The sequence below is a fragment of the Paenibacillus xinjiangensis genome (assembly GCF_059686975.1).
Genome location: NZ_JCAALS010000043.1, coordinates 1 through 21,142, shown reverse-complemented (window position 1 = coordinate 21,142; position 21,142 = coordinate 1). Strand labels below are relative to the sequence as shown.

General features: G+C 43.4%; 14 protein-coding genes and 1 pseudogene. 12 read left to right on the top strand and 3 right to left on the bottom strand.

Translation table 11 applies throughout. The features are described 5' to 3' along the window. Positions 1–129: 129 nt before the first annotated feature. From AC6ESP_RS28215 to sigK (AC6ESP_RS28165), 11 genes and pseudogenes are all read left to right on the top strand, one after another. Positions 130–1,317: an ROK family transcriptional regulator gene (locus tag AC6ESP_RS28215; protein WP_497100093.1), complete on the top strand. Its 1,188-nt coding sequence runs from the start codon at positions 130–132 to the stop codon at positions 1,315–1,317. A 48-nt stretch (positions 1,318–1,365) separates the two neighbouring features. After that, positions 1,366–2,568: an MFS transporter gene (locus AC6ESP_RS28210; RefSeq protein ID WP_497100092.1), complete on the top strand. Its 1,203-nt coding sequence runs from the start codon at positions 1,366–1,368 to the stop codon at positions 2,566–2,568. A gap of 28 nt (positions 2,569–2,596) precedes the next feature. Continuing rightward, positions 2,597–4,822, top strand: a complete 2,226-nt coding sequence (locus tag AC6ESP_RS28205) for a helix-turn-helix domain-containing protein (RefSeq protein WP_497100091.1) — start codon at positions 2,597–2,599, stop codon at positions 4,820–4,822. 277 nt (positions 4,823–5,099) lie between these two features. Next, on the top strand, positions 5,100–6,716 hold the full coding sequence (locus AC6ESP_RS28200) for an extracellular solute-binding protein (protein WP_497100090.1): 1,617 nt from the start codon (positions 5,100–5,102) through the stop codon (positions 6,714–6,716). 86 nt (positions 6,717–6,802) lie between these two features. Continuing rightward, the gene (locus tag AC6ESP_RS28195; protein WP_497100089.1) at positions 6,803–7,705 is read left to right on the top strand and encodes an ABC transporter permease; all 903 of its coding nucleotides are present in this window, start codon (positions 6,803–6,805) and stop codon (positions 7,703–7,705) included. A 39-nt stretch (positions 7,706–7,744) separates the two neighbouring features. Next, complete coding sequence (locus AC6ESP_RS28190) at positions 7,745–8,617, top strand: carbohydrate ABC transporter permease (RefSeq protein ID WP_497100088.1); 873 nt, start codon at positions 7,745–7,747, stop codon at positions 8,615–8,617. A gap of 76 nt (positions 8,618–8,693) precedes the next feature. After that, positions 8,694–10,355 carry a DUF8769 domain-containing protein gene (locus AC6ESP_RS28185; RefSeq protein WP_497100087.1) on the top strand — a complete coding sequence of 554 codons (1,662 nt, stop codon included), beginning with the start codon at positions 8,694–8,696 and terminating at the stop codon, positions 10,353–10,355. Between the two features lie 312 nt (positions 10,356–10,667). Beyond that, positions 10,668–11,972 (top strand): histidine--tRNA ligase, encoded by a 1,305-nt coding sequence (locus AC6ESP_RS28180; protein WP_497100086.1) that lies wholly within the window; start codon positions 10,668–10,670, stop codon positions 11,970–11,972. 143 nt (positions 11,973–12,115) lie between these two features. Beyond that, complete coding sequence (gene sigK / locus AC6ESP_RS28175; RefSeq protein ID WP_497100085.1) at positions 12,116–12,814, top strand: RNA polymerase sporulation sigma factor SigK; 699 nt, start codon at positions 12,116–12,118, stop codon at positions 12,812–12,814. Positions 12,815–13,668: 854 nt separating this feature from the next. Continuing rightward, positions 13,669–14,214: a hypothetical protein gene (locus AC6ESP_RS28170; RefSeq protein ID WP_497100084.1), complete on the top strand. Its 546-nt coding sequence runs from the start codon at positions 13,669–13,671 to the stop codon at positions 14,212–14,214. Between the two features lie 276 nt (positions 14,215–14,490). Beyond that, positions 14,491–15,013: pseudogene (gene sigK / locus AC6ESP_RS28165) on the top strand (RNA polymerase sporulation sigma factor SigK); the annotation flags it as partial. A 301-nt stretch (positions 15,014–15,314) separates the two neighbouring features. On the opposite strand, the gene AC6ESP_RS28160 reads toward sigK (AC6ESP_RS28165), so the two are convergent. The 3 genes from AC6ESP_RS28160 to AC6ESP_RS28150 are packed head-to-tail and all read right to left on the bottom strand — an operon-like array spanning position 15,315 to position 18,028. Next, a complete protein-coding gene (locus AC6ESP_RS28160) occupies positions 15,315–17,042 on the bottom strand; it encodes a M56 family metallopeptidase (RefSeq protein WP_497100083.1) in 1,728 nt (575 codons plus the stop codon). A 56-nt stretch (positions 17,043–17,098) separates the two neighbouring features. Beyond that, positions 17,099–17,698, bottom strand: a complete 600-nt coding sequence (locus AC6ESP_RS28155; RefSeq protein WP_497100081.1) for a DUF1129 family protein — start codon at positions 17,696–17,698, stop codon at positions 17,099–17,101. Positions 17,699–17,704: 6 nt separating this feature from the next. Then, the gene (locus AC6ESP_RS28150; protein WP_497100080.1) at positions 17,705–18,028 is read right to left on the bottom strand and encodes a PadR family transcriptional regulator; all 324 of its coding nucleotides are present in this window, start codon (positions 18,026–18,028) and stop codon (positions 17,705–17,707) included. Between the two features lie 515 nt (positions 18,029–18,543). On the opposite strand from AC6ESP_RS28150, the gene AC6ESP_RS28145 reads away from it, so the two are divergent. After that, positions 18,544–20,991: a winged helix-turn-helix domain-containing protein gene (locus AC6ESP_RS28145; RefSeq protein WP_497100078.1), complete on the top strand. Its 2,448-nt coding sequence runs from the start codon at positions 18,544–18,546 to the stop codon at positions 20,989–20,991. The last annotated feature ends 151 nt before the right edge of the window (positions 20,992–21,142 follow it).

Genomic DNA, 21,142 nt, shown 5'->3' with positions numbered 1-21,142 from the left:
AGCTTATCTAACTCATCGGAGAAGTCCTAACTCAGCTATTTTAACGATTGACGATGTCAGGAAAGCTTACGTATAATATCTTTATATAGTTAATTAACCTAACTTATTAATTGGGGAGGCAGGTAACTAATGACGTTGCGGAAGGGGAATTCCCAATATATCCGCGAATTGAATGAACAATTGATTATGGATGCTATATTTCTTGGCGGTAAAGTATCGAGGGCTGAGGTGAGTCGGTTAACAAGCTTGAGTAAGCCGACGGTGTCATCCTCCGTTCAGCGGCTAATGGATAAAGAGCTAGTCTGGGAAGTCGGCCGTGGAGAGAACGCCCAAGGCCGCAAAGCAACTATGCTTGAATTTAATCATTCGTCGTATTATGTGTGGGGCATCGATCTTGGAGCGACCATGGCTCGTATTGCGCTTGCCCGCTTAGATGGCTTGCTCATTGCAGAAGATGAATTAAGCATAGGGAATGCTCAGCCTGAGCCATTTCTTGGACAGCTTGTTGGACGCATCGAGCGGCTCATGCAGCTTCATGGGATCGGTTGGGAGCGTGTTCCATATGTATCGGTTGGCACACCGGCAGTTGTAAGTCCCGATACCGGGGATGCTTCTGTAATCGTATCGTCCCTAAGGTCATTCGAGCAGGCTTTCTCGCTTCAATCGTTGACGAAGATATTCCCAGCTACAGTATTGATCGAGAATGATGTTAACTTGGCGACTATGGCTGAACAAAGTGACGGGATTGCTTCTGCTGCCAATCTGTTTATCTATTTATCGATTGGAGCGGGTGTTGGCGCCGGATTGGTAGTAGAAGGGCGACTGCTGCGAGGAATGGGCGGAGCAGCAGGAGAAATCGGCAATATGCAGCTCGGTCATGAAGGGCTGGTAGAGGACATCCTGTCCACAAGCGGACTAATGGAACTGGCCTATAATAATCTGGCTGCTAACCAGCAGCGTTCGATATTGCGACTGTATACAGACAGTGAGCTGACCCCGGCACTGCTGTTCGAGGCGGTTCGCAGGCAGGATGCGCTTGCCGTCGACATTATAGAGAGCTACTGCAAGCTGCTGGCGACGGCAATACACAATATGAATGTGATCCTTGCGCCTGAGCTGATCGTGCTAGGAGGAGAGATCGGCTGCCATTCGGATGTATTGATTCCGATGCTGCATAAGATGGCCGACATCCGTTTTCCAATACAACCGAACTTAGCAGCATCGCTTCTTGGAGAGAAGGCGGTTATGCTTGGGGCGGTTAATCGTGCGAAGCAGCGTGCTTACAATCAGATTAGAGATGAATTAGCGGCTAAATAGAGAAAAAAAGCTGTTTAAGCCAATTTTCAGTAAAGGAAGATTAACCTCATGGAGAAGGCAACAGCGATGGAAATGGCCCCAGTTATAGGAGAGAAGAGAGCCATACTGTTCAAGCTACGCATACTGTATTTATTTACTGGATTAGCAGGTGGAATGTTTAACCCGTATTTAACGACATTGTTTGTTGAGCAAGGAATGAATGCCAGTCATGTCGGTGTAATGATGTCTATCGGTACGTTGTTGTCTATTATTGTACAACCTGTATGGGGACTTATGGTTGACCGGTTTCGCCAGACGAAGCTGGTACTAGTACTTAGTATAACGATCCCATCTGTGATGGCTTATTTCTACAGCATCCAAATTTTTGCCGTATTAGTTCTCGTCTATACGGTTTCGATTATATTCCAGGTTACGCAAAGTCCAATCGCTGATTCCTATGCGGTGTCCGCGGCCCGCGAAGCTCGTACCTCCTATGGGACGATTCGCAGCTTGGGCAGCTTGGGGACGGCGCTTGGAGGCTATGCCGGCGGTCTTTATTTATCCCATTTTGAAATTACACAGCTCTGGATACCGTTCTTTGTATTTAGCGCAGTAGGTGCGCTCATCGTATTAACGCTCTCGAATCAGACGGAGCGTTACAAGTCTGCCGTTTCGTTATCAGAGGGGTTCCGTCAATTGATGAGTAACCGCAGCTTCGTTATTTTTTTAATCGCCTGCTTTTTCGTCAATCAGACGCTAACCGCGTACAATTCATTTTTTGTTCTATCGTTTCAGGAGGCAGGAGGAAGCTATTCGATGGTAGGGGTGGCGCTGCTGCTCGCTTCAATGACGAACGTTCCCTCCATGCTGCTTGCTGCTAAGGTAGTGAAGAGGATTGGCCGTGAAAAAACGTTAGTAGCCGCCGCTGTAGCTTATGCGCTTCGCTGGGCCATTCAATGGATGTTCCCAATCCCGTCGGTTATGATTGGCATTCAGGCGCTGCATGGGTTGTCATTCGGTTTATTCTACGTCGCAGCCGTCGAATATGTAGCGATCGCTTCAGGCAAACAAATGCAAGCTACCGGACAAAGCTTGTTCAATATGGTATTTGTCGGTTTAGGTGGCATTGTAGGCAATTTACTTAATGGCTATCTGTTCAATGAGGGCGGGCCCCAGGCGATGTATTTGGGTTGTACCATAAGCGCGTTAATTGGAGCGATCATGCTGTATTGGATAACCAAGAGAGCGGGAGCTCAACTTCGAAGTTCATAATTCGGAATAATGAAGAGGAGGGGATTAGATGAAAAGAAATTGGTCAAGCAGAATGATGTTTTCTTATTTTCCTATTTTTCTGCTGACAGTATCGATTTTAATTTTTCTCTCTTTCCTTATTGTAGGTGAGCTCTCGCAAAGTGAAACGAGTAAAGCTAATGGCATCTCTACGGGGTATATTGTCGATACGGTGCAGCGTTCTATGGATCAGATCGAAATGTCCGTCCTGCAAGAAATGGAGACTAACCACATCTATGATGATTTTCTAACCGGCTTCAATAAGGAGGAAGACAACACTCACCTATATGAGACGGTGAAGCAAATGAGCGGGATGGTATATCGTAACAAGCTGATTGATTCTATTTATTTGTATCGTAATCTGGACGGGAAGATATTGACCTCGAATGGGCTGACCCAAATGGATACCTTTCTAGATCAGGCTTTTATACAGCATGCATTGACGAATGATGTAGAACATACGTGGAGTCCTGTCCGGTCATTCCGGCAGATTAACTCTGAAAAATCGAGGCAGGTCATTAGTTTTTATAAAAGGCTGCCGCTTCCGTTCGGCTCGGAAGGAATCGTCGTGGTCAATGTGAATATGTATGGCATTGAGCGAATGATCGAGGACATGACGGCTAGTCAGGTGTCATTCATGCGTATTGTGGATGGTGATGGCAATCTGGTCTATGCGCCCCATGCGGATACGGATCCGAAAGGCGAAATATTAACTAGAATTCGATCCGAGAGCATCGGTTGGACGTTCGAGAGCGGAATTCGATCGGGGCATCTATTCGCCTGGGTTTCTGTCGTATCGTATATTTGGGTTGTAATTGGTGTCTTAACGGTCATTCTGGGAACCATATATATTATCTATATTACACGTAAAAATTACCAGCCTATTCAAGTCATGATGAACCGGATCCAGGCGCTGCAAATGCAAGGTGGACATATTCCTGCCAAGAGTGAGCTGGTCGTAATCGATCATGCCCTTGAGCGATTAATTGAACAGACGATGCAATATGAGCAGCAGCATCATGAGAATCTGCTCGTGCAGCGGCGTCAGCTTTTCCTTGATTTAATAGAAGGAGAACGGCTTGCTTCTTCAATGGATAAGCTTGATAAGCTTATGCCGCTTCAGTCAGATACCAACCGATTTGTGTTCATCGCAGCCGAAATGAATCAATATGGCAAATTCCGTGAAACGTATTCGTCACCGGATCAGAATATGTTGAAATTCACGCTTATGAATTTATTTCAGGAGCTGACAAGTGAGGAAGAGATGGACGGATGGTCCGAGTGGATTAGTGGGAGCCAAATAGGTATCATTATCGGGGTCGATCAGGACGTCAATGTGAGCAAGGATTCTCTAAGGGCGCTCGCTGACAAATGTTTGGTCTGGGTAAGCAATAATCTAGGCCTGTCACTCACCATCGGTGTTGGGCCTGTTGTAGACGGCTGGGAAGGTCTTCCTGTTTCCTATCAAGCAGCGACTGCCGCACTGAAGCATAAGCTGTCTATGGGACAAAATATGGTCGTCATGAGCGAGGAGCTGCCTGATAATAAGTCATCTATGCAATCCTACAAGTATTTGCAGCTGTTCAGTGAAATCGTACGTGAATTCCGTATAGCTGACGAAGGCTGGCGTCTTAAGGTAGAGGGAATGTTCGAATCCTTCCAGAAGGATTCAATGAAGGATGAGCAAATTCGAATGCTGCTTCACGCTCTGATCCAGATGATGGGACGCGAGGTTGGCCATATGTCGGACAGCCTGCGGAAGACATTCGAGAACCCGACGATTGGTATCTTTTATTCAGAGCTGGATGAAGCGACTACTCTGCATGAGGTACAAGCTGTCTTGTTGAAATGGATGACTGAGATTTATCGGATCTACGTATCGGTCAACGAGACTAAGAGCTATCGCGCAATGATAAGTGAGATGAAAATCTACATTGAAGAAAACTTCGCCAATGCTGACTTATCTCTCAACCATTTGAGCGATCGATTCCAAATTTCCGGTAAGTATGCGAGCTATCTGTTCAAGGAAGAGTTCGATATGAAATTCGTCGACTTTCTCACCCAGCTTCGGATACAGCAGGCAGAATATTTACTTGTGGGCACTACCGACAATATTCAGGATATCGCACTTAAGGTTGGTTACACCAATGCCATCACATTCGGAAGGGTGTTCAAACGAATCATAGGCGTGACACCAGGGGATTATAGAAAGCTGCAAATAAAGCCAGAGCAATAAATAGACCAAATCATAGGGAATCGCCCTCTGAATTATCGGGAACGGTAAATCGAAGGGCGATTTTCCTATATTTAAGGCTATGAAAATCATTTACTTTTACGAAAAAAGTACTTTATGTTAGATAAAATGACGCAAAAGAAACCTATTTACCGTACGAATCTTGTTTATTGTCTATAATTTAATAATCATGTAATAATTGTTCACATCCAGACGGTGCTGAAGCGGTTAGCAACCATCAAGGATACAAATACAGATATGAGAAGGGTACGGGTGAGGGATGATGGGAAAAAGATGGGCTGGAAAAAAGGTAAAGCTTGGGCTTGCGATTATGTTGGTTTCTAGTGTGCTGTTGTCGGCTTGTTCTTCTAACAATAACGCATCAAGCACAGACGGAGGCGCTGCAGCTAATGCAGGTAAGGCTGGCTCATTGAAGATCGAATTGTTCGACCGTGGTAACACGCCGGCAGGCTACACGATCACGAACAGCTATCTAACGAACTTGGTGAAAGAGAGATTCGGTGAGCCTAACAATATCGACGTTCAATTCGTTCCCGTACCTCGCTCCGAAGAAGTTCAGAAGCTTAACGTCTTAATGGCAAGCGGCACAGAGGTGCCGGACATCGTATTCACATATGATTCGGGTACATTCAATCGTTACGCTGAGCAAGGCGGCTTGACTGAGCTTACTGATCTTATTAATGAATACGGACCTAACTTGAAAAAATTCTTGGGCGAGGAAACACTTGCTTACGGCCAATATAAAGGAGAACAATTCGCGGTTCCAGGCAGACGCTTGGTAATCGGTAAATATGCTTCGTATGTTCGACAAGATTGGCTGGACAAGCTGGGATTGCCGGCTCCACAAACAGCTGACGAGCTGTACACGACGCTCAAAGCGTTCAAGGAGCAAGATCCAGGCAGCACAGGCGATAAAGTGATTCCTTTCGGTATGACTATCGCTTCCGCACAATATGAGCCGCTTATCTGGTCGTTCATTGAGTCGATGACCGAGGAGCAAAAGTACACGCTGACGCAGCAATTAGGCTCTAACGATTATCCGACGCTGCTCCCAGGCTTCAAGACCGCTCTTCAATACTTGAACAAGCTTTATAACGAAGGTCTAATCAGCAAAGATTTCGGATTGGATAAAGATAAGAAGCAGCTGTGGGAAGATCTTCAAAGCGGACGTGTAGGCTTCTATAGCGAAGATGCGGGTGAGCTGTACTTCACACAGAACAACACGTATAAGAACTTGCAAGCGAACGTCCCTGGTGCCGTAATGACACCAATTGATGCATTCGTTAACTCAGAGGGCTTGCATGCAAAACCGACTTATGCTCCGAATGCTATGTATGTCATGATTCCGAAATCGAGCAAGCATGCTGTAGAAGCGATCAAATATTTGGACTGGATGGCTTCCGGAACGAACTTATTCGATATTCAATTCGGTATTGAGAATGAGAACTTTACAATGGTTGATGGGGTTCCAATCGTTAAAGCAGATGCAACACAAGAGGCAATCGATAAAATCTACAACTTCGGTGATATCGCGATTATCGTAAACGGCAAATTTGCTGGCGATGATAAGAAGAACGAAGATGCGTACATTGCACAAACACCTGCAGAATATCAAGCGGACATGCGCAAATCGGTAGAAATATCGAATACGGATCCGATCAAGCCGATTCGATTCGACCACCCGATTGAAGCAGAGTCCAAATATGGAACAGGTCTGGCTGACAAATTCCAAGAGATCATTGTAAAAACGACGATGGTGAAGACGGAGCAATTCGAGAGCACTTATAACAGCATAATGAAAGATTATATGGCAAGCGGCGGTCAAGCCATCTTGGATGAGCGTATCGCAGCTTACAAGGAAATGAGCTCGAAGTAAATCAGAACGAGATGAGTTATGCAAGCCGGAGGGGAAGCCTGAGAGCTTTCCTTCCGGCAGCGTAACGATGCAGAGGAGGGCTATTGATGGGAACGAACGTTTACTTGCGCAAAAACTGGCAGTTGTATATTTTACTCACCCTGCCGCTCGCTTATTTTATCCTTTTCAAATATGGTCCCATGTACGGGGTTCAAATTGCGTTCAAGGACTTCAACTTCTTCCAAGGTATTTCCGGGAGCAAATGGATTGGTCTAGATGCATTCAAGGAGGTTTTTCAGAGCCAGGATTTCTTCGATGCGCTTCGAAATACGATTATGCTGAACTTTCTTGACCTGCTCGTATCTTTCCCGGCGCCTCTCATTCTAGCGATCATGATCTACGAGCTGAAGGCTGCTTGGTTTAAGAAGCTGGCGCAAACGGTATTATACATTCCGCATTTTATTTCTTGGGTTATTATCGGAGGTATCGTACTGCAAGTATTCGGTACGCAATCGGGCTTTATCAACAATATGCTGGAAGGGCTCGGGCTGAATCAAATTCCGTTTTTGACAGATAAGCATTATTGGCTGATCACTTATCTTGTTGTCGGCGTGTGGCAAAGTGCTGGATGGGGAACGATTCTGTACTTAGCTGCGTTGACGGGAATTAACAAGGAGCTATTCGAGGCGGCAGAGGTTGACGGAGCGAACCGGTTCAAACGCATTTGGCATATTTCTTTACCTGGTCTCAAGACTACGATCTCAACCTTGTTAATTATCAATCTCGGGAATATGATCTCCATTGGCTTTGACCGTCCATTCATTATCGGCAACGTTGCTGTGCGTGATTATTCTGACGTGCTAAGTACCTTCGTGTATCGGATCGGTATGCAATCTGGACAAATTACACTTGCTACTGCTGTAGGCTTGTTCCAAGCACTTGTAGGTTTGCTATTCCTGCTGGGTGCTAACTATGTATCGAAGAAGCTGGCAGATGAGAGCATCCTGTAACGAGGGTTTAGAAGATTATTAGAAATGAGGGCAACCGAGATGAGTGAGCGCGCTTCAAACCGAATTATCGATTCTATCAATATTGTAATGGTTCTAGCGACCATGCTGCTGTGCTTAATTCCATTTATTCATATTATCGCCATTTCCCTCAGCTCGAATCGTCCGATTATGTCGGGGGAAGTTACATTTTTGCCCATTGGGCTGACTTTTGAGGCGTATGTCAAAGTATTTGCTGACATGTCGATGATTCGTTCTTTGGGCTTTACGATATTTATGACCGTACTAACTACTGTTCTCTGTATGATCATGACGATTGCAGTGGCGTACCCGCTATCCAAGAAAGAATTAAAAGGTCGTAAGCTTGTTATGCTCATCATCGTCGTGACGATGTTCTTTACGGGGGGAATGATTCCGGAGTATATTCTAATAAGAGATTTCCATTTACTTGATAAAATATGGGCATTAGTATTGCCTGGCTTAATTAGTCCTTTTTATATGATCATTCTGATTTCATTCTTCAACAATATTCCGAAGAGCTTGGAAGAAGCGGCGGAGATTGACGGCAGCAGCCATCTAGGCACTTTAATTCGGATTATTCTTCCTCTATCACTACCGGTAATGGCTACTCTTAGCCTATTCTATGCGGTTGGCCGCTGGAACGGTTTCCAGGATGCTTTGATGTATATTACAAGTCCGGAGCTGTATCCGCTGCAATTAAAGCTGTACCAGATCATTCAACAAAACCAAGTTTCTGACTTGATGCAAATGGAAGGTCCGGTAGCAGCAGCTGTTCTTCCGGAGAGCTTGAAGGCCGCAAGCGTTATCTTCTCGACGATTCCGATTCTAATCGTATATCCATGGCTGCAGCGTTACTTCATTAGCGGCGTTATGGTTGGTGCGGTGAAGGGCTGACGGGCTGCTGGCCACGTTGTGCATCTAAGATTACAAGAAAGGAATGTGGCCAATGGTACAAAGCCTCTTAGATCAAATGTCATATGAGCAGCGTTATTTGGTAGATAACGCGATGGCACATATGGACCGGCATTATGATGCCGAGATGCACCTGCTTCTGGATACGGAAGATAGAGCCAGGCATAATACGCGTGGCAGTGGACATTATGCAGTTGGTCTACTGCTGAGGAATGCACCGGGGGACATAGATCGGGCTTGCGACTTGCTTAATAAAGTAATCGATCTACAGTTTGATTTCCCAGATGAAATTTATCATGGAACGTTTCGAACATCACCTCAGGCTATTCAGCCTCCGGTTGGGAACTATCCATGGAAAGTGTTCGGGCCAGGAATGGCATATTTTCTTGAAGAAACGTTCGATAAAGTATCAGAGCAGTTCAAGGATCGGTTGCTTGCGGATGCGGCAACTGTAGGCGATATAGATGGTAACGAGGTCAAGCAGAGATTGCGAGAAGCTTATGATCAGATCCTTCCTCCCGTTTGGAAAAGCTATGACCCTAACTGGCGAGAGTTCATCGCTAGTACGTTCGCTATCATTCTAGAGCATTTCGAACGGCTGCTGCCTGAGATGCTCGTCGTTCGGATAGATGATGCAATGGTGAAGACCGTTGGAGCTTCTATCGACCGTAGGCTGTCGGATGTCATTCCAATGAATTCTAACATCGAATTAATGCATCTGTTTATTACTCATTACTTTGGCTATCGCTTCGGCAATGAAGACTGGATCAGCCATGCTAACCGGGAAGCTGGGAGGTTCTATACGGCATTCAAGGAATTTCAATCATTGGCGGAATTTAATACGACGACCTATTATGGTGTCGATATAACGGTTCTGGGTCTCTGGCGTAAATATGGGAAATCCGATTCATTCAAGCAGATTGGTCATGAGGTTGAGAAGGAACTGTGGGAAGCGATTGCCTTATTCTACAACCCTAACCTCGAGAATTTATCTGGACCGTTCGCTCGCGCTTACGAAATGGAAATGCTTGAACATAGCTCGATGGGGGTATTCCTATTCCTGCTGCTCGGGAAAGGCTATGAGCATTTGGCCGGAATCAATTGCGAATCGGAGCATGATCCGATCATTGCATTGGTCGGGGTAGATATTCCGGAGAATGTTCGGCCATTATTTATGAAGCATCAAGGCAATCGCCTCGTGGAAAGAAAGTTCCGTGAGCTATGCGAGAGGGACAAGCCTGGAGCTAATTCGAATCTTTGTACTGCGAGAGCTTGGATAGAAGAGAATGTGATGATCGGTGCGATGTCCGGGAGCAAGAATACGAACGGACAAATGCATCCCGCTACTATCCATTGGAAACATGAGGGAGCAATGTACTATTTGCGGCTAATCCGTCGTGAAGCGGGCATGGGCTGGAATACGCATCTGCGCGGCATTACATTCGAGGCCAACGTAGCGAAGGATCGGTTAATAGTAAATATTCAATTCGATACGAAAATGGAAATAGAGGTTTATTTTGAAATTAGCGGACCTCAGATTAATTCTCAAGGAATAACGACAGACGTATGGGAGCTACCTGGATTGACTTGCAAAGTGGAGGCAGAGGCTCCTGCACCTGAAATGGTTCAAAAGGAGAATGCTGTCGAAATCATCTATTCTTATCACCCTCGAACAGCAGCAAGCAACCAAATGAGCTTTGTTATACATTTAACGAAATAAAACAACATATATGGGGCTGTCTCTTAGAGGCAGCTCTTCATGTTTGTTGGAATTTGGAAGTAACGAAAGTCCCTCTTGCATCACTTAAGGGTATCGGCTACAATTACTTCTAATCACTTGTTGAAGGAGATCAAGATCATGTATACATCCCTATTGACTCAACTTCATCATTTCACTAAGCGTTAGCACCCCTGTCAATAATCAGGGTGGGCTAACGCTTCTCGCGTTGACCTCCCTGCGATAAATGAAGCGCGCAGGACCAAGAGGTCCAGCGCGTTTTTTTATTTTATCCAGAAAAGGGGACTGACGAATATGCAAAATGTAAAAGGTACTTACGATTTCTTCGGCAAGGAGCAAGCGCTTAGAAGAAAAGTTCAAACGACGCTTCAGGATGTGTTCGAGCTGTATGATTATACAGGAATGGATTCCACGATATTGAATGAGCTCGATCTGCTTACTTCAAAGTACGCAGGCGGAGATGAGATTATCAAAGAAATGTATCAGCTATCCGATCAAGGTGGGCGGAGGCTTGGACTTCGCTATGATCTGACGATACCTTGTGCCAAGGTAGTGGCTCTGAATCCGAGTATTAATCTTCCTTATAAAAGGTATGAGATCGGCAAAGTATTCCGTGATGGGCCGGTGAAAAGTGGACGCTTGCGTGAATTTCTGCAATGTGATGTAGATGTTGTTGGGATCAGTGGCCCCGAGGCAGAAGCGGAGCTCATGCAGCTTGCAGTAGAAGTATTCAAGAAGCTGGATACCCCGATTATAGTAAAGTGGAATAATAGACGGTTTTTGAGTGAAGTGCTTGAGGTAATCGGTATTCCAGCTGAGGAAAGGCTGTCCGTCTTATTGACGCTAGACAAGATGGAAAAGGTCGGTAGAGAAGGGGTGTTGAAGGAGCTTGCTGCTAAAGGAATTAGCAATGAAGCTATACAGGGTGTGACGGAGCTTATTGCGATGGAGACACCAAGCTTTGAACAAATAGCGAGTAAATATGGTATGGAGGAATCCACAGGTTCGAGTGAGGTTCGTACGCTTGCGCGTATTATTCAGACTATAGGGCTGGAATCCATATGCCAATTCGATCCATTCCTTTCACGCGGGCTTTCCTTCTACACAGGGACGGTGTATGAGATTATTGATGCGACTTATGGCTTCTCTTCAAGCTTGGGCGGGGGAGGACGGTATGATGCCATTATTGGCAAGCTGATCGGGAGGGAGGATATGGGGTACCCTGCTGTTGGTATTTCATTCGGTATGGAGTCCATTATGGAGATGCTGAGCAATCGTCCTATCGGATTGCCTCGTGCTTCTGTAGCTATCGTTCCGATTGGAGAAACGGTCGCCGAGGTGTTGAGAGCAGCAGCAGATTTGCGTGCCGAAGGCATTCGCACAACGGTCGATACGACAAGGCGGAAGCTGAAAAGATCACTAGCAGCTGCTTCATCGGCAGGGATTCGATATGTGATATTGATCGGAGAAGAAGAGGCCGCGGCTGGCAAAATGCGGCTGAAGGATATGAACGAGAAGACAGAGATTATTGTCAAGTTGGAGGAGGCTATCTATATACTTGAAAAAGCAGGGATGGGAGTTACCCACTCGTTCAGTTGATCAGTAAGCCAATACAGTATTTCGTCAGGACTTTTCCGTACATGCACTTATAGGCACCCGCCCTCATACAATAAAGAATCGACTTCATTGTGCGCTGGGGGAACGTGCTGCCCCTGGTAATCCAGCTTGGGGGTGTCTGATTTATGGGACTGTTCGCGACAATAGCGCTCTTCATTAAGCAGCTGTCACTGCTAGTATCTTATGTCAAAAATAACGCTTTTCCGCAGCCGCTACGGGAGGAAGAGGAAACGAAGCATCTGCAGCTCATGGCGGAAGGGAACGCACATTCACGCAATCTTCTCATCGAGCATAACCTGCGGCTTGTGGCGCATATCGTCAAAAAGTTTGACAATACCGGCGAGGATCTAGAGGACTTGATTAGTATTGGGACAATTGGCCTGATAAAGGCAATTGAGAGCTTCCAAACGGGCAAAGGCACGAAGCTCGCTACATTCGCTGCACGCTGTATCGAGAACGAAATACTTATGCATCTTCGGTCTTTGAAGAAGACCCGGAAGGACGTATCGCTGCATGACCCGATTGGTACGGACAAGGAAGGCAATGAAATTACGCTGATCGATATTCTCGGCACGGAGGCCGATGATATCGTCGACAAGGTGCAATTGAAAATCGAGAAGAGCAAGATTTATAAAAATCTTGATATATTGGATGACCGCGAGAAGGAAGTCGTGATTGGTCGGTTTGGCTTGGAGCATGGCGGGGATGAGCGGACGCAGCGGGAGATTGCGAAGGAGCTGGGAATCAGCCGCAGCTATGTTTCGCGGATTGAGAAGCGGGCGCTCATGAAGCTTTATCATGAGTTTTATAAGGCGAAGCGGTAATATCTAAAAGCAAAAGGAAGCAGCTTATAACTGCTTCCTTTTGCTTTTAGGCGAAATCTGCGGATTTAACATTCAAACTCAAAGGAGAATCGCATAAAATGTCGAAATGTAAATATATGTTAGTCTATTAGTTGTGAATAATTGGGTATGGAGACGTGATGTGATTGATATTTAGAAAAAACATGTCTTATTGTTACTAGCACAAGTGATAATAAGTGTTTTTTTAGTGATAGCACTAAATCCCTTTCCATTGGACAAGTATTCTTTTTCTTTTATAGTTGTCGTTCTACCTATTGTTTATATGATTACTGGATATCATATTGTTCGAAATATATACGATAATAAATTAAAGTTTCTCATTCTATTAAGCGTCAGTATTTTAGGCTTTCTCTTATGGTGCTTAACTACTTTCTATTGTTTAACTGACGATTTCGATGCCAGAAGTGATCGAGCGTTAGCGCCAATGGTAGTTTCTTCTGAGGTTGTGTGGCTTCTTTACGGCATCTATAACACTTTTGCCTATGCGACTTTTACGATTTTCGAACAGATAAAACCATTTAAATATAATAAATACGTCATTTCGTTAATTTTTTTTGTAGTAAATTTCTTGCCATTCATCTTTATGTATATAGGTTCAATGCTAAGAGATTGGTCGGCCTCACCAAGGAATCCTAAAATACAACGCTACAGTAACAAATAATACAACTCTAGTAAAAACTACCGGAACAACAAGCTTTATTCGTGTTAATGATCATTGGGCTGTAACTTCAACAGATGCCTTTATGTATATTCCATCATTAGGGAATACCCCTTACTATACTGCTATTAAGAAAAATTAGAGGTGTTGAAGCGGAATGAGCATTAGATTGAAAGATTTTAGAGGGATATTCATCATTGTATTAATCATATTTTTAATTGTTGGTGGTCGGTTAGTATATGATTTTACTAAAAAACCTCCTCAGCCTTCTTTAAATTCGATTCGTACGCTAACTCATTCTGATAAGGTTGAAAAGATCGGCCGTTTTAATTCAAATCTCATTAATGTGTCTTCTCCTTTTCTATACGGATATTCAATTCAATTGGAAAACGAAGAGCCGTATCTGTTGGTTGTTGAAAGAAGTTATGGTAAGGATGAAGATGTTAACGGCTATTATTTTAAGATGAGCAAAATGATAGAAATGAGCCTTGAAGAAAAGGATAGAATCAAGGATATATTAGTTCCTTTTCACGGAAAGAGTATTTTAGGAAAAAATGAAGTTAGTATAACGGAAAATGATACATCAATTGCAAAAACATTTTATAAAATTGACACTGGGGACCAAATTATTTGGTCTACTGAATCAATGGATTATTACATTAAAGTCGATGACGACAATTATGACTTTTTGAAGGAATTTTAATAATTCACTTATAAAGCGCATGAAATGCATGAGCATTTCATGCGCTTTATTTTCAGTACGCCCAGTATAGGCGTAATATCTAGGGTGAAAGTCCCGAACAGGGGCTGTGAACGCCTACCGTTAACCAAGAGCGCAAGTAACGAACTTAGCCATCACACTGTCATATTACATAAAGTTTGTTACACGATGTAGACTGAAAAGAGGATTTTTTTGTTAATCTAACTCAGAATGATCTAAGAACTCAATTACTAACCATTGGTTACATCGGGTCGTGTTCACATTGTCAAGAAATTCGACAATACAGGTGAAGATCTCGAGGATTTGATCTCGATTGGGACAATTGGATTGATAAAGGCGATCGAGAGTTTTCAAACGGGAAAAGGCACGAAGCTCGCGACGTTCGCGGCTCGCTGTATTGAGAATGAAATACTAATGCATCTGCGGTCGCTTAAGAAAACCCGGAAGGATGTTTCTTTGCATGACCCGATTGGGACGGACAAGGAAGGCAATGAAATTACTTTGATCGATATTCTCGGCACGGAAGCCGATGATATCGTCGACAAGGTGCAATTGAAAATCGAGAAGAGCAAGATTTGTAAAAATCTTGATATATTGGATGACCGCGAGAAGGAAGTTGTCATTGGACGCTTCGGGCTCGAGCATGGCGGGGATGAGCGGACGCAGCGGGAGATTGCGAAGGAACTGGGGATCTCGCGGAGCTATGTGTCGCTATGTGTCGCGGATTGAGAAGCGGGCGCTCATGAAGCTGTATCATGAGTTTTATAAGGCGAAGCGATAGGGAAGAGCGGTGTTCAAATTTTAATTTGGCTTGTCGTTTGTAACGATGAAGTTAAGCTAGCGATTTCCTGAAATTATATCCATATTTGAAACCAAACGGTAGAGGTTCCGTTTGGTTTCTTTACTGTTTACCCACCCCACACACGTTGAGTGCTGTGTGTCGGTAGTGAGAAAGTATTGATTTAACGCCACATTTACCTGAATGTATTATCTATTTATACCCAAGTGGACACATCGCTTGGGCTTTTCCTTTTCGATAATAAAGGGTCTTTCGAGGCATAGTCCATTGTGTAGAACATTGATCACTTTGTAAATGATTCCTTAAATCGGTCGATCCACCAACGTCTACGAATTTCTTTTCCCCATTTATGACCATGAGCTCTTAATGTATTTACTCGCCAGTACATCGGTGGGTGATCCATCATTTGAAATTCCAAGAACCTTAAGAACCTAGGTGACCTTGCAAGAGAGGACTTTATTTCTTTCAGATCATTTTTCTTCATACTATACTCTGCTGTTTTTTTCATCGCTTCATCTTGGGATATAGCAAGAGTCGCTAAGCTATTAGCCATTTGCATCGTTCCTCCATCAAGAAATGAAGCGCCTAGATGATCTGCCCTTACTTCCATCAATTGAGAACAAAATGATTGAAATACTGGGAATAGAATTATGAGTAACCAAACTAAAAAAAATAAAGGAATAGCAAAAGCTTCAATATCAGAAACTTGTTTGAAGATAAATAAAAGTGCAACAACCACAATTAACATTAATAAAATTCTATACAGTTGCCCATACAGGATATCTCTCTTCTTAACATGAACTGCTTCGTGGGCTAATATACCTTCAATAGCATCTATGGGCAATTTTAATGTAGCGGTTGTTAAAGTCACCATTGACCGTCCAATATTCATACCTGTTGCTAGCCCGTTGTATTGTGCGGAGTCAGTTTCATAAACTTTCACGTTTGGAATACCAGCTTTAGCAAATACCTTTTCAGCTGCTGATATCACTTTAGGATCGGTTGCAACCTTAGCATCCATGGCAACCTTTAGTACACGATCAGATATATATATATTAAATAACCAATAAATAATCGCTATACTAACCATCAACCACGCAGGAGTTCTAAAGGTATATAGGAGCAATATCATTCCAGTATAAGCGGATACCCCCTTTACTGTTACGGCAAAATAGAACTTGCCAAGGAGCCGTTTGATATTCCTTTTATGATAGAATGGCAGAACGGAAACCTCATTTTCAATAGTACTTTCAAACTTCATTTCTGTCCCCAATTCGGTTTTCCACTTTTCTGTTTCTTTAATTGTCAGGTATACTGTTTCTCCTGGTAATTGAAGTCGTAGTACTTTGTTAAAGCTAGTTGTGAAGTCGGTATTTGATGTGAATAGGGTGAGATATGGATGAAGTTTTAACAGGTCTACCGTTGATTCAATGGTTATCTCCTGTATATCTTGGATTGAAAATTTTCTTGAGTCCAAGCGGGAAATGATATATAAGTTGCCTTGTTGTTTAGAAAAATACAGGCTAGTTGTAAAATAGATCACAAGACGTTTGATCATTTCGGTAATTGCAATGAGCATCCCGTATACAATAAAGTATTTTAATAGGCTATATTCTGGTCCGTATATCAAAAATAAGGTGGCACCAGCAAATACAAGGATTGAAATTCCTAATTCCCCAAGTATCCGTTGATTATTTCGAATAATCCCTATTTCCTCGACTTCTAGTTGGATGACTTCTTCCATTAACTCTCTAAACTTCCCCTGACCAGTCATTAAAAGAGACATTGATAAGTACCCAGCCGAAACAAACGCAAAATAAATGAAACCTTCTGGAAAGCCCTGGTGATAAAAGATAAATCCAATTGCTAAAATAGCTCCGGTAATTTCACTTGCATAACCAAATTTACTACTCCAACTTCCAGTTAAGACGCCAACAATATAAATAATACAACCTAATAATAGATATAACATAGTTTCAAAGATACCTGGGAACATATAATTACCTACCATTCTAATTTATTTTCTCATTCTAACTAACTAAGCAGCACTTTTGTTTGATGTGGCGGTTAACGTTTCTTTTTCAGAAGTGCACCAAATAACGAATAGAGAATGATGACAAGGCTGACTGTAGCGGTAATATAAGCAGCGCCATCATGAAGAATGAGATGTGGTTCAGCAGGTAGTATACGATCGGACACAAGAAAGAATCCAACATATACGAGCGAAATGATCGTTCCTAGTCCGTACATCATCCAGAAAGATATACGCTTAGAGGAGAAAGAACCAGCACGAAGAATAGTGAATAAAACATAGGACAAAGCTAGTGAGAGTGCTAAATACACGATATTCTCATATAGCAGAATGGTTAGGTGTCCACTGAAACCGTTTAGAAAACGCCAAAAAAGAAGCAAAGGAACTATGGGTGCTATTGTTTTTATTTGTTCCCATTTCGATGATTTAGGGAGCTCCTTGATGATCTCATTACAATAGGACTTAGGATCTTGGCCAAAGACTTGTTCGAAAGATTTCCCCTCACGCTGAGCCATTAATAAATGATCTTCGAGTTCCATGAGGATCTCACTAGCTTTGGTATCCGGTACGGCAGAACTACTCTGAATGTAGAATCTCATTTCGTTTAAGAGGGTTTTATTTTTTTTGTTCAACATAAGGCATCATCCCTTTTCAATAATACTGTTTACCGCATTACTTAGTTCGTGCCAATTTCCACGGAATAATTGAAGCTGCTGTTCTCCTTTAAGAGTTAGGCGATAGTATTTGCGGTTAGGTCCCGAAGCAGAGGGGCGTTGAGTACTTGCCACAATATTTTCTTTCTCTAGACGAAGTAAGAGTGGGTAGATGCTCCCTTCCTTCGCGAACACGAAGCCACTAAGAGCGAGCTTCTCCATAATTTCATATCCGTACGTTTCCTCTTCATCAATGACTGCAAGAAGGCATCCCTCAAGCACCCCTCTAACCATTTGAGTGAACACGAGCATTCCTCCAATCGTAGCCTCTAACTATATTGCACAACAAGGTACCGAGTTAATAAATAGCTAACTTGCAATACAAGCTAGCTATTTCATACTATCCAATTGTTAATTGTAATGCAAGTTAAGATATTATCATTTGAGGAAAATTACATCTCGTATTTCGGGAAAATTGTCATGGGTATATTTAGAATGCAGAACGAGTACGGATAGATAAGGAAAAATACCAAAATCAAAGATCTTCTATTCAACAAAGAAACAGTCAGCATACAACACATGTGGAGTGCTTAATATTGAAGGTTCTTAATCAATAAGTGAAATGTGACAGTAACGCTTGAAGTGTATTACATTGTTGACTAAGCTCTTGAAAATAATAAGGGAATGTGGAATGCTACATAGTATGAAATAACCACAAGTTAAACGCGGAGGAATTTTCAATGCTTGTAAAAACCAAACTTCATATCCCTCATATAAGAAGCTCTCTGGTATCCCGGCCGAGGCTGATACGCAAGCTTAATGAGGGGATGAAAGCAAAGCTGACGCTTGTTTCCTCACAGGCCGGTTATGGGAAAACAACAGCGTTAAGTGAATGGGTTAAACAATGTAATATCCTTGTGGCGTGGGTTTCGCTAGATAAGCTGGATAATGATTGGATTCAGCTCTGGAGTTACGTAACAGCTTCCATACAGGAGAGAGTTCCCGGATTTGGCGCCACGCTCCCGCCTCTTCTTGAGAACGGACCTTCACCAGTGGAGCCTGCAATTAAGGCGCTGCTGAACGAGCTCGGTCAATTAACCGACGAACTGGTCATCATTCTTGATGATTATCATTTCATTGAGCTTTCCGAGATCCATCATTCTCTCAGCATGCTGCTCGAACATCTACCTCCTCATATTCATATTTATATCGCAAGCCGCAGTGAATTAGCGATACCTACGGCGCGGCTTTTGGCAAAAGGTGAATTGCATCGAATTAATATGCAGGATTTGCGTTTTGAGCTGGATGAGGGGCAGGCCTTTTTCCGGGATACGACGGATTTATTGCTGACAAAGGAGCAAGTAACGAAGCTGTTCCATCAGACGGAGGGTTGGATCAGCGGCTTGCAGTTGGCGGCGATCTCTCTGCAACGCAGTGATAATATAGCGGAGTCTATTCATCAATTTAGAGGTCATCAACACCATATATCTGATTATTTGCTGGAAGAAGTGTTCCTTCAACAATCGGAGCCTATGCGCGCTTTTTTGCTGGAAACGTCCATATTAAGTCGAATGAACCATTCTTTGTGCCAAGCCGTAACGGGTCAAATAAACAGTCAAGAACAATTGGAAAGGCTTGAGCGCCTGAATTTATTCATCATCCCTTTGGACGAAGGGCGGAATTGGTATCGGTATCATCATTTGCTTTCCGATTTCTTGCAGAAACTATGGTCCAGAACGGATCCGGATAAATGGATGCAAGCGCATATCCGCGCCGCGAATTGGCTTGAGGATCAAGGATTGGATGAGGTAGCAGTGGAGCATTATTTGGAGGGGAAACAGTTCAAGGATGCCATTCGGCTGATTGAGAAAAATCTTCATTTCTTCATGAAATCGAAGGATGCTGCGTTAAAGAGGTGGATATCTACTTTACCGAAGAACTCCTATGCGGAGAAGCCTCTGATCGAAATGTTATACATATCCACATTGATCATTAGCGGAAATTGGGAAGACTTTTTTCAAAGAGTATATCAAGTTAAAGACCGGTTTGAAGCGCAGCAGGTGAAATTACCCGATGAAGAATGGGATAAGGTTATAGGCAATATCTATTTTTACTGTGCGATCTCCTCCATTCTGCAAAAAGACTATTCGTTTGCATCGGATTACTTCGAGCTTGCAGAACGATATGCACCGGAAAGAAGCTTCTTACAGACATTGTTGGACAACAGATATCAATGTTATGGTACGTTTAATGACCTTATATCCTATTACGATCTGCGTTCGGTGGAACATTTCTTTTTGAAATGGATTCAAGCTTGGGAGAATAAGAAACAATATCCTTTTGTCGCATACATGTATGTGAGCTATAGTGAATTGCTGTACGAGTGGAATCGGTTAGATGAGGCAGAGCATTACATCAATCAAGTTATGGGGTGTAAGGATATACAGCCCTTTGCGCGGCTTTTACATGTGGCCGTTATTGCTTCTCGGATTCATCAGGCCAAAGGAAATCCTGATCGAGCTACAGAATTACTTGTGCAGTTGAAGTCGGAAATGGATTCTTTGGATTATGATTTATTTATGCCGAAAATCGAAGCGGAGCTTGTCTTTCTATCTTTGCGTCAAGGCTCGCTCCAACATGGACTTGATTGGTTGCAAGGGTGCGGTCTAACGCATAGGGATGAGGTTTCATTGGATCTGATGGCAGAGCATATGGCTTTGGCGAGAGCGCTTGCGGCTTGTGAACGTACGGAAGAAGCGATGTACCTATTGGAAAGGTTGTATCGTTTATTAAGCAAGGAAGACCGTCTTCGGGAGCGGATCAAGGTATTAATCGTGCAAAGTGTAACGCTTTGGCGTTCGGTTCAAACGGAGGCTGCGCTCGTACAGCTAGAGACCGCTTTATACTTGGCAGAGCCGGAAGGTTACATTCGCAGCTTTATTGACGAAGGACCTATGATGGCAGAGATGCTGTCTGCTTATTTGAAGGCACGGCAAGACAGCGGTCCCCCCTCGGTTTCCTATGTAAAGCAACTGTTGCAGGCTTTGCATGTCACACTGGATGAGGATCGGTCGCCTAAAGAGATACTGACAGAGCAGGAATTCAAAATTTTGCTGTTGATAGCCGATGGATTGTTGAACAAGGAAATCGCACATAGCCTGAATATCAAGGGTGACACTGTAAAGTTTCATATTAAAAACATGTACAGAAAGCTTGGAGCAAACAATCGCGCGCAAGCGATGCAGCAGGCTAAACAATTACGGATACTTGTTTGAGAGATATCCTACCCTATTTTGTTGTCGACCTACCCCCGCGGGGTCAATGTCATTAAGTTAAGGTGCTGAACCAAATAACTATGTAAAAGAGCAGGTTATCGAAAGATAGCCTGCTCTTTTTTTGCGTGAAAAAGATTAAAAGAACTTGACA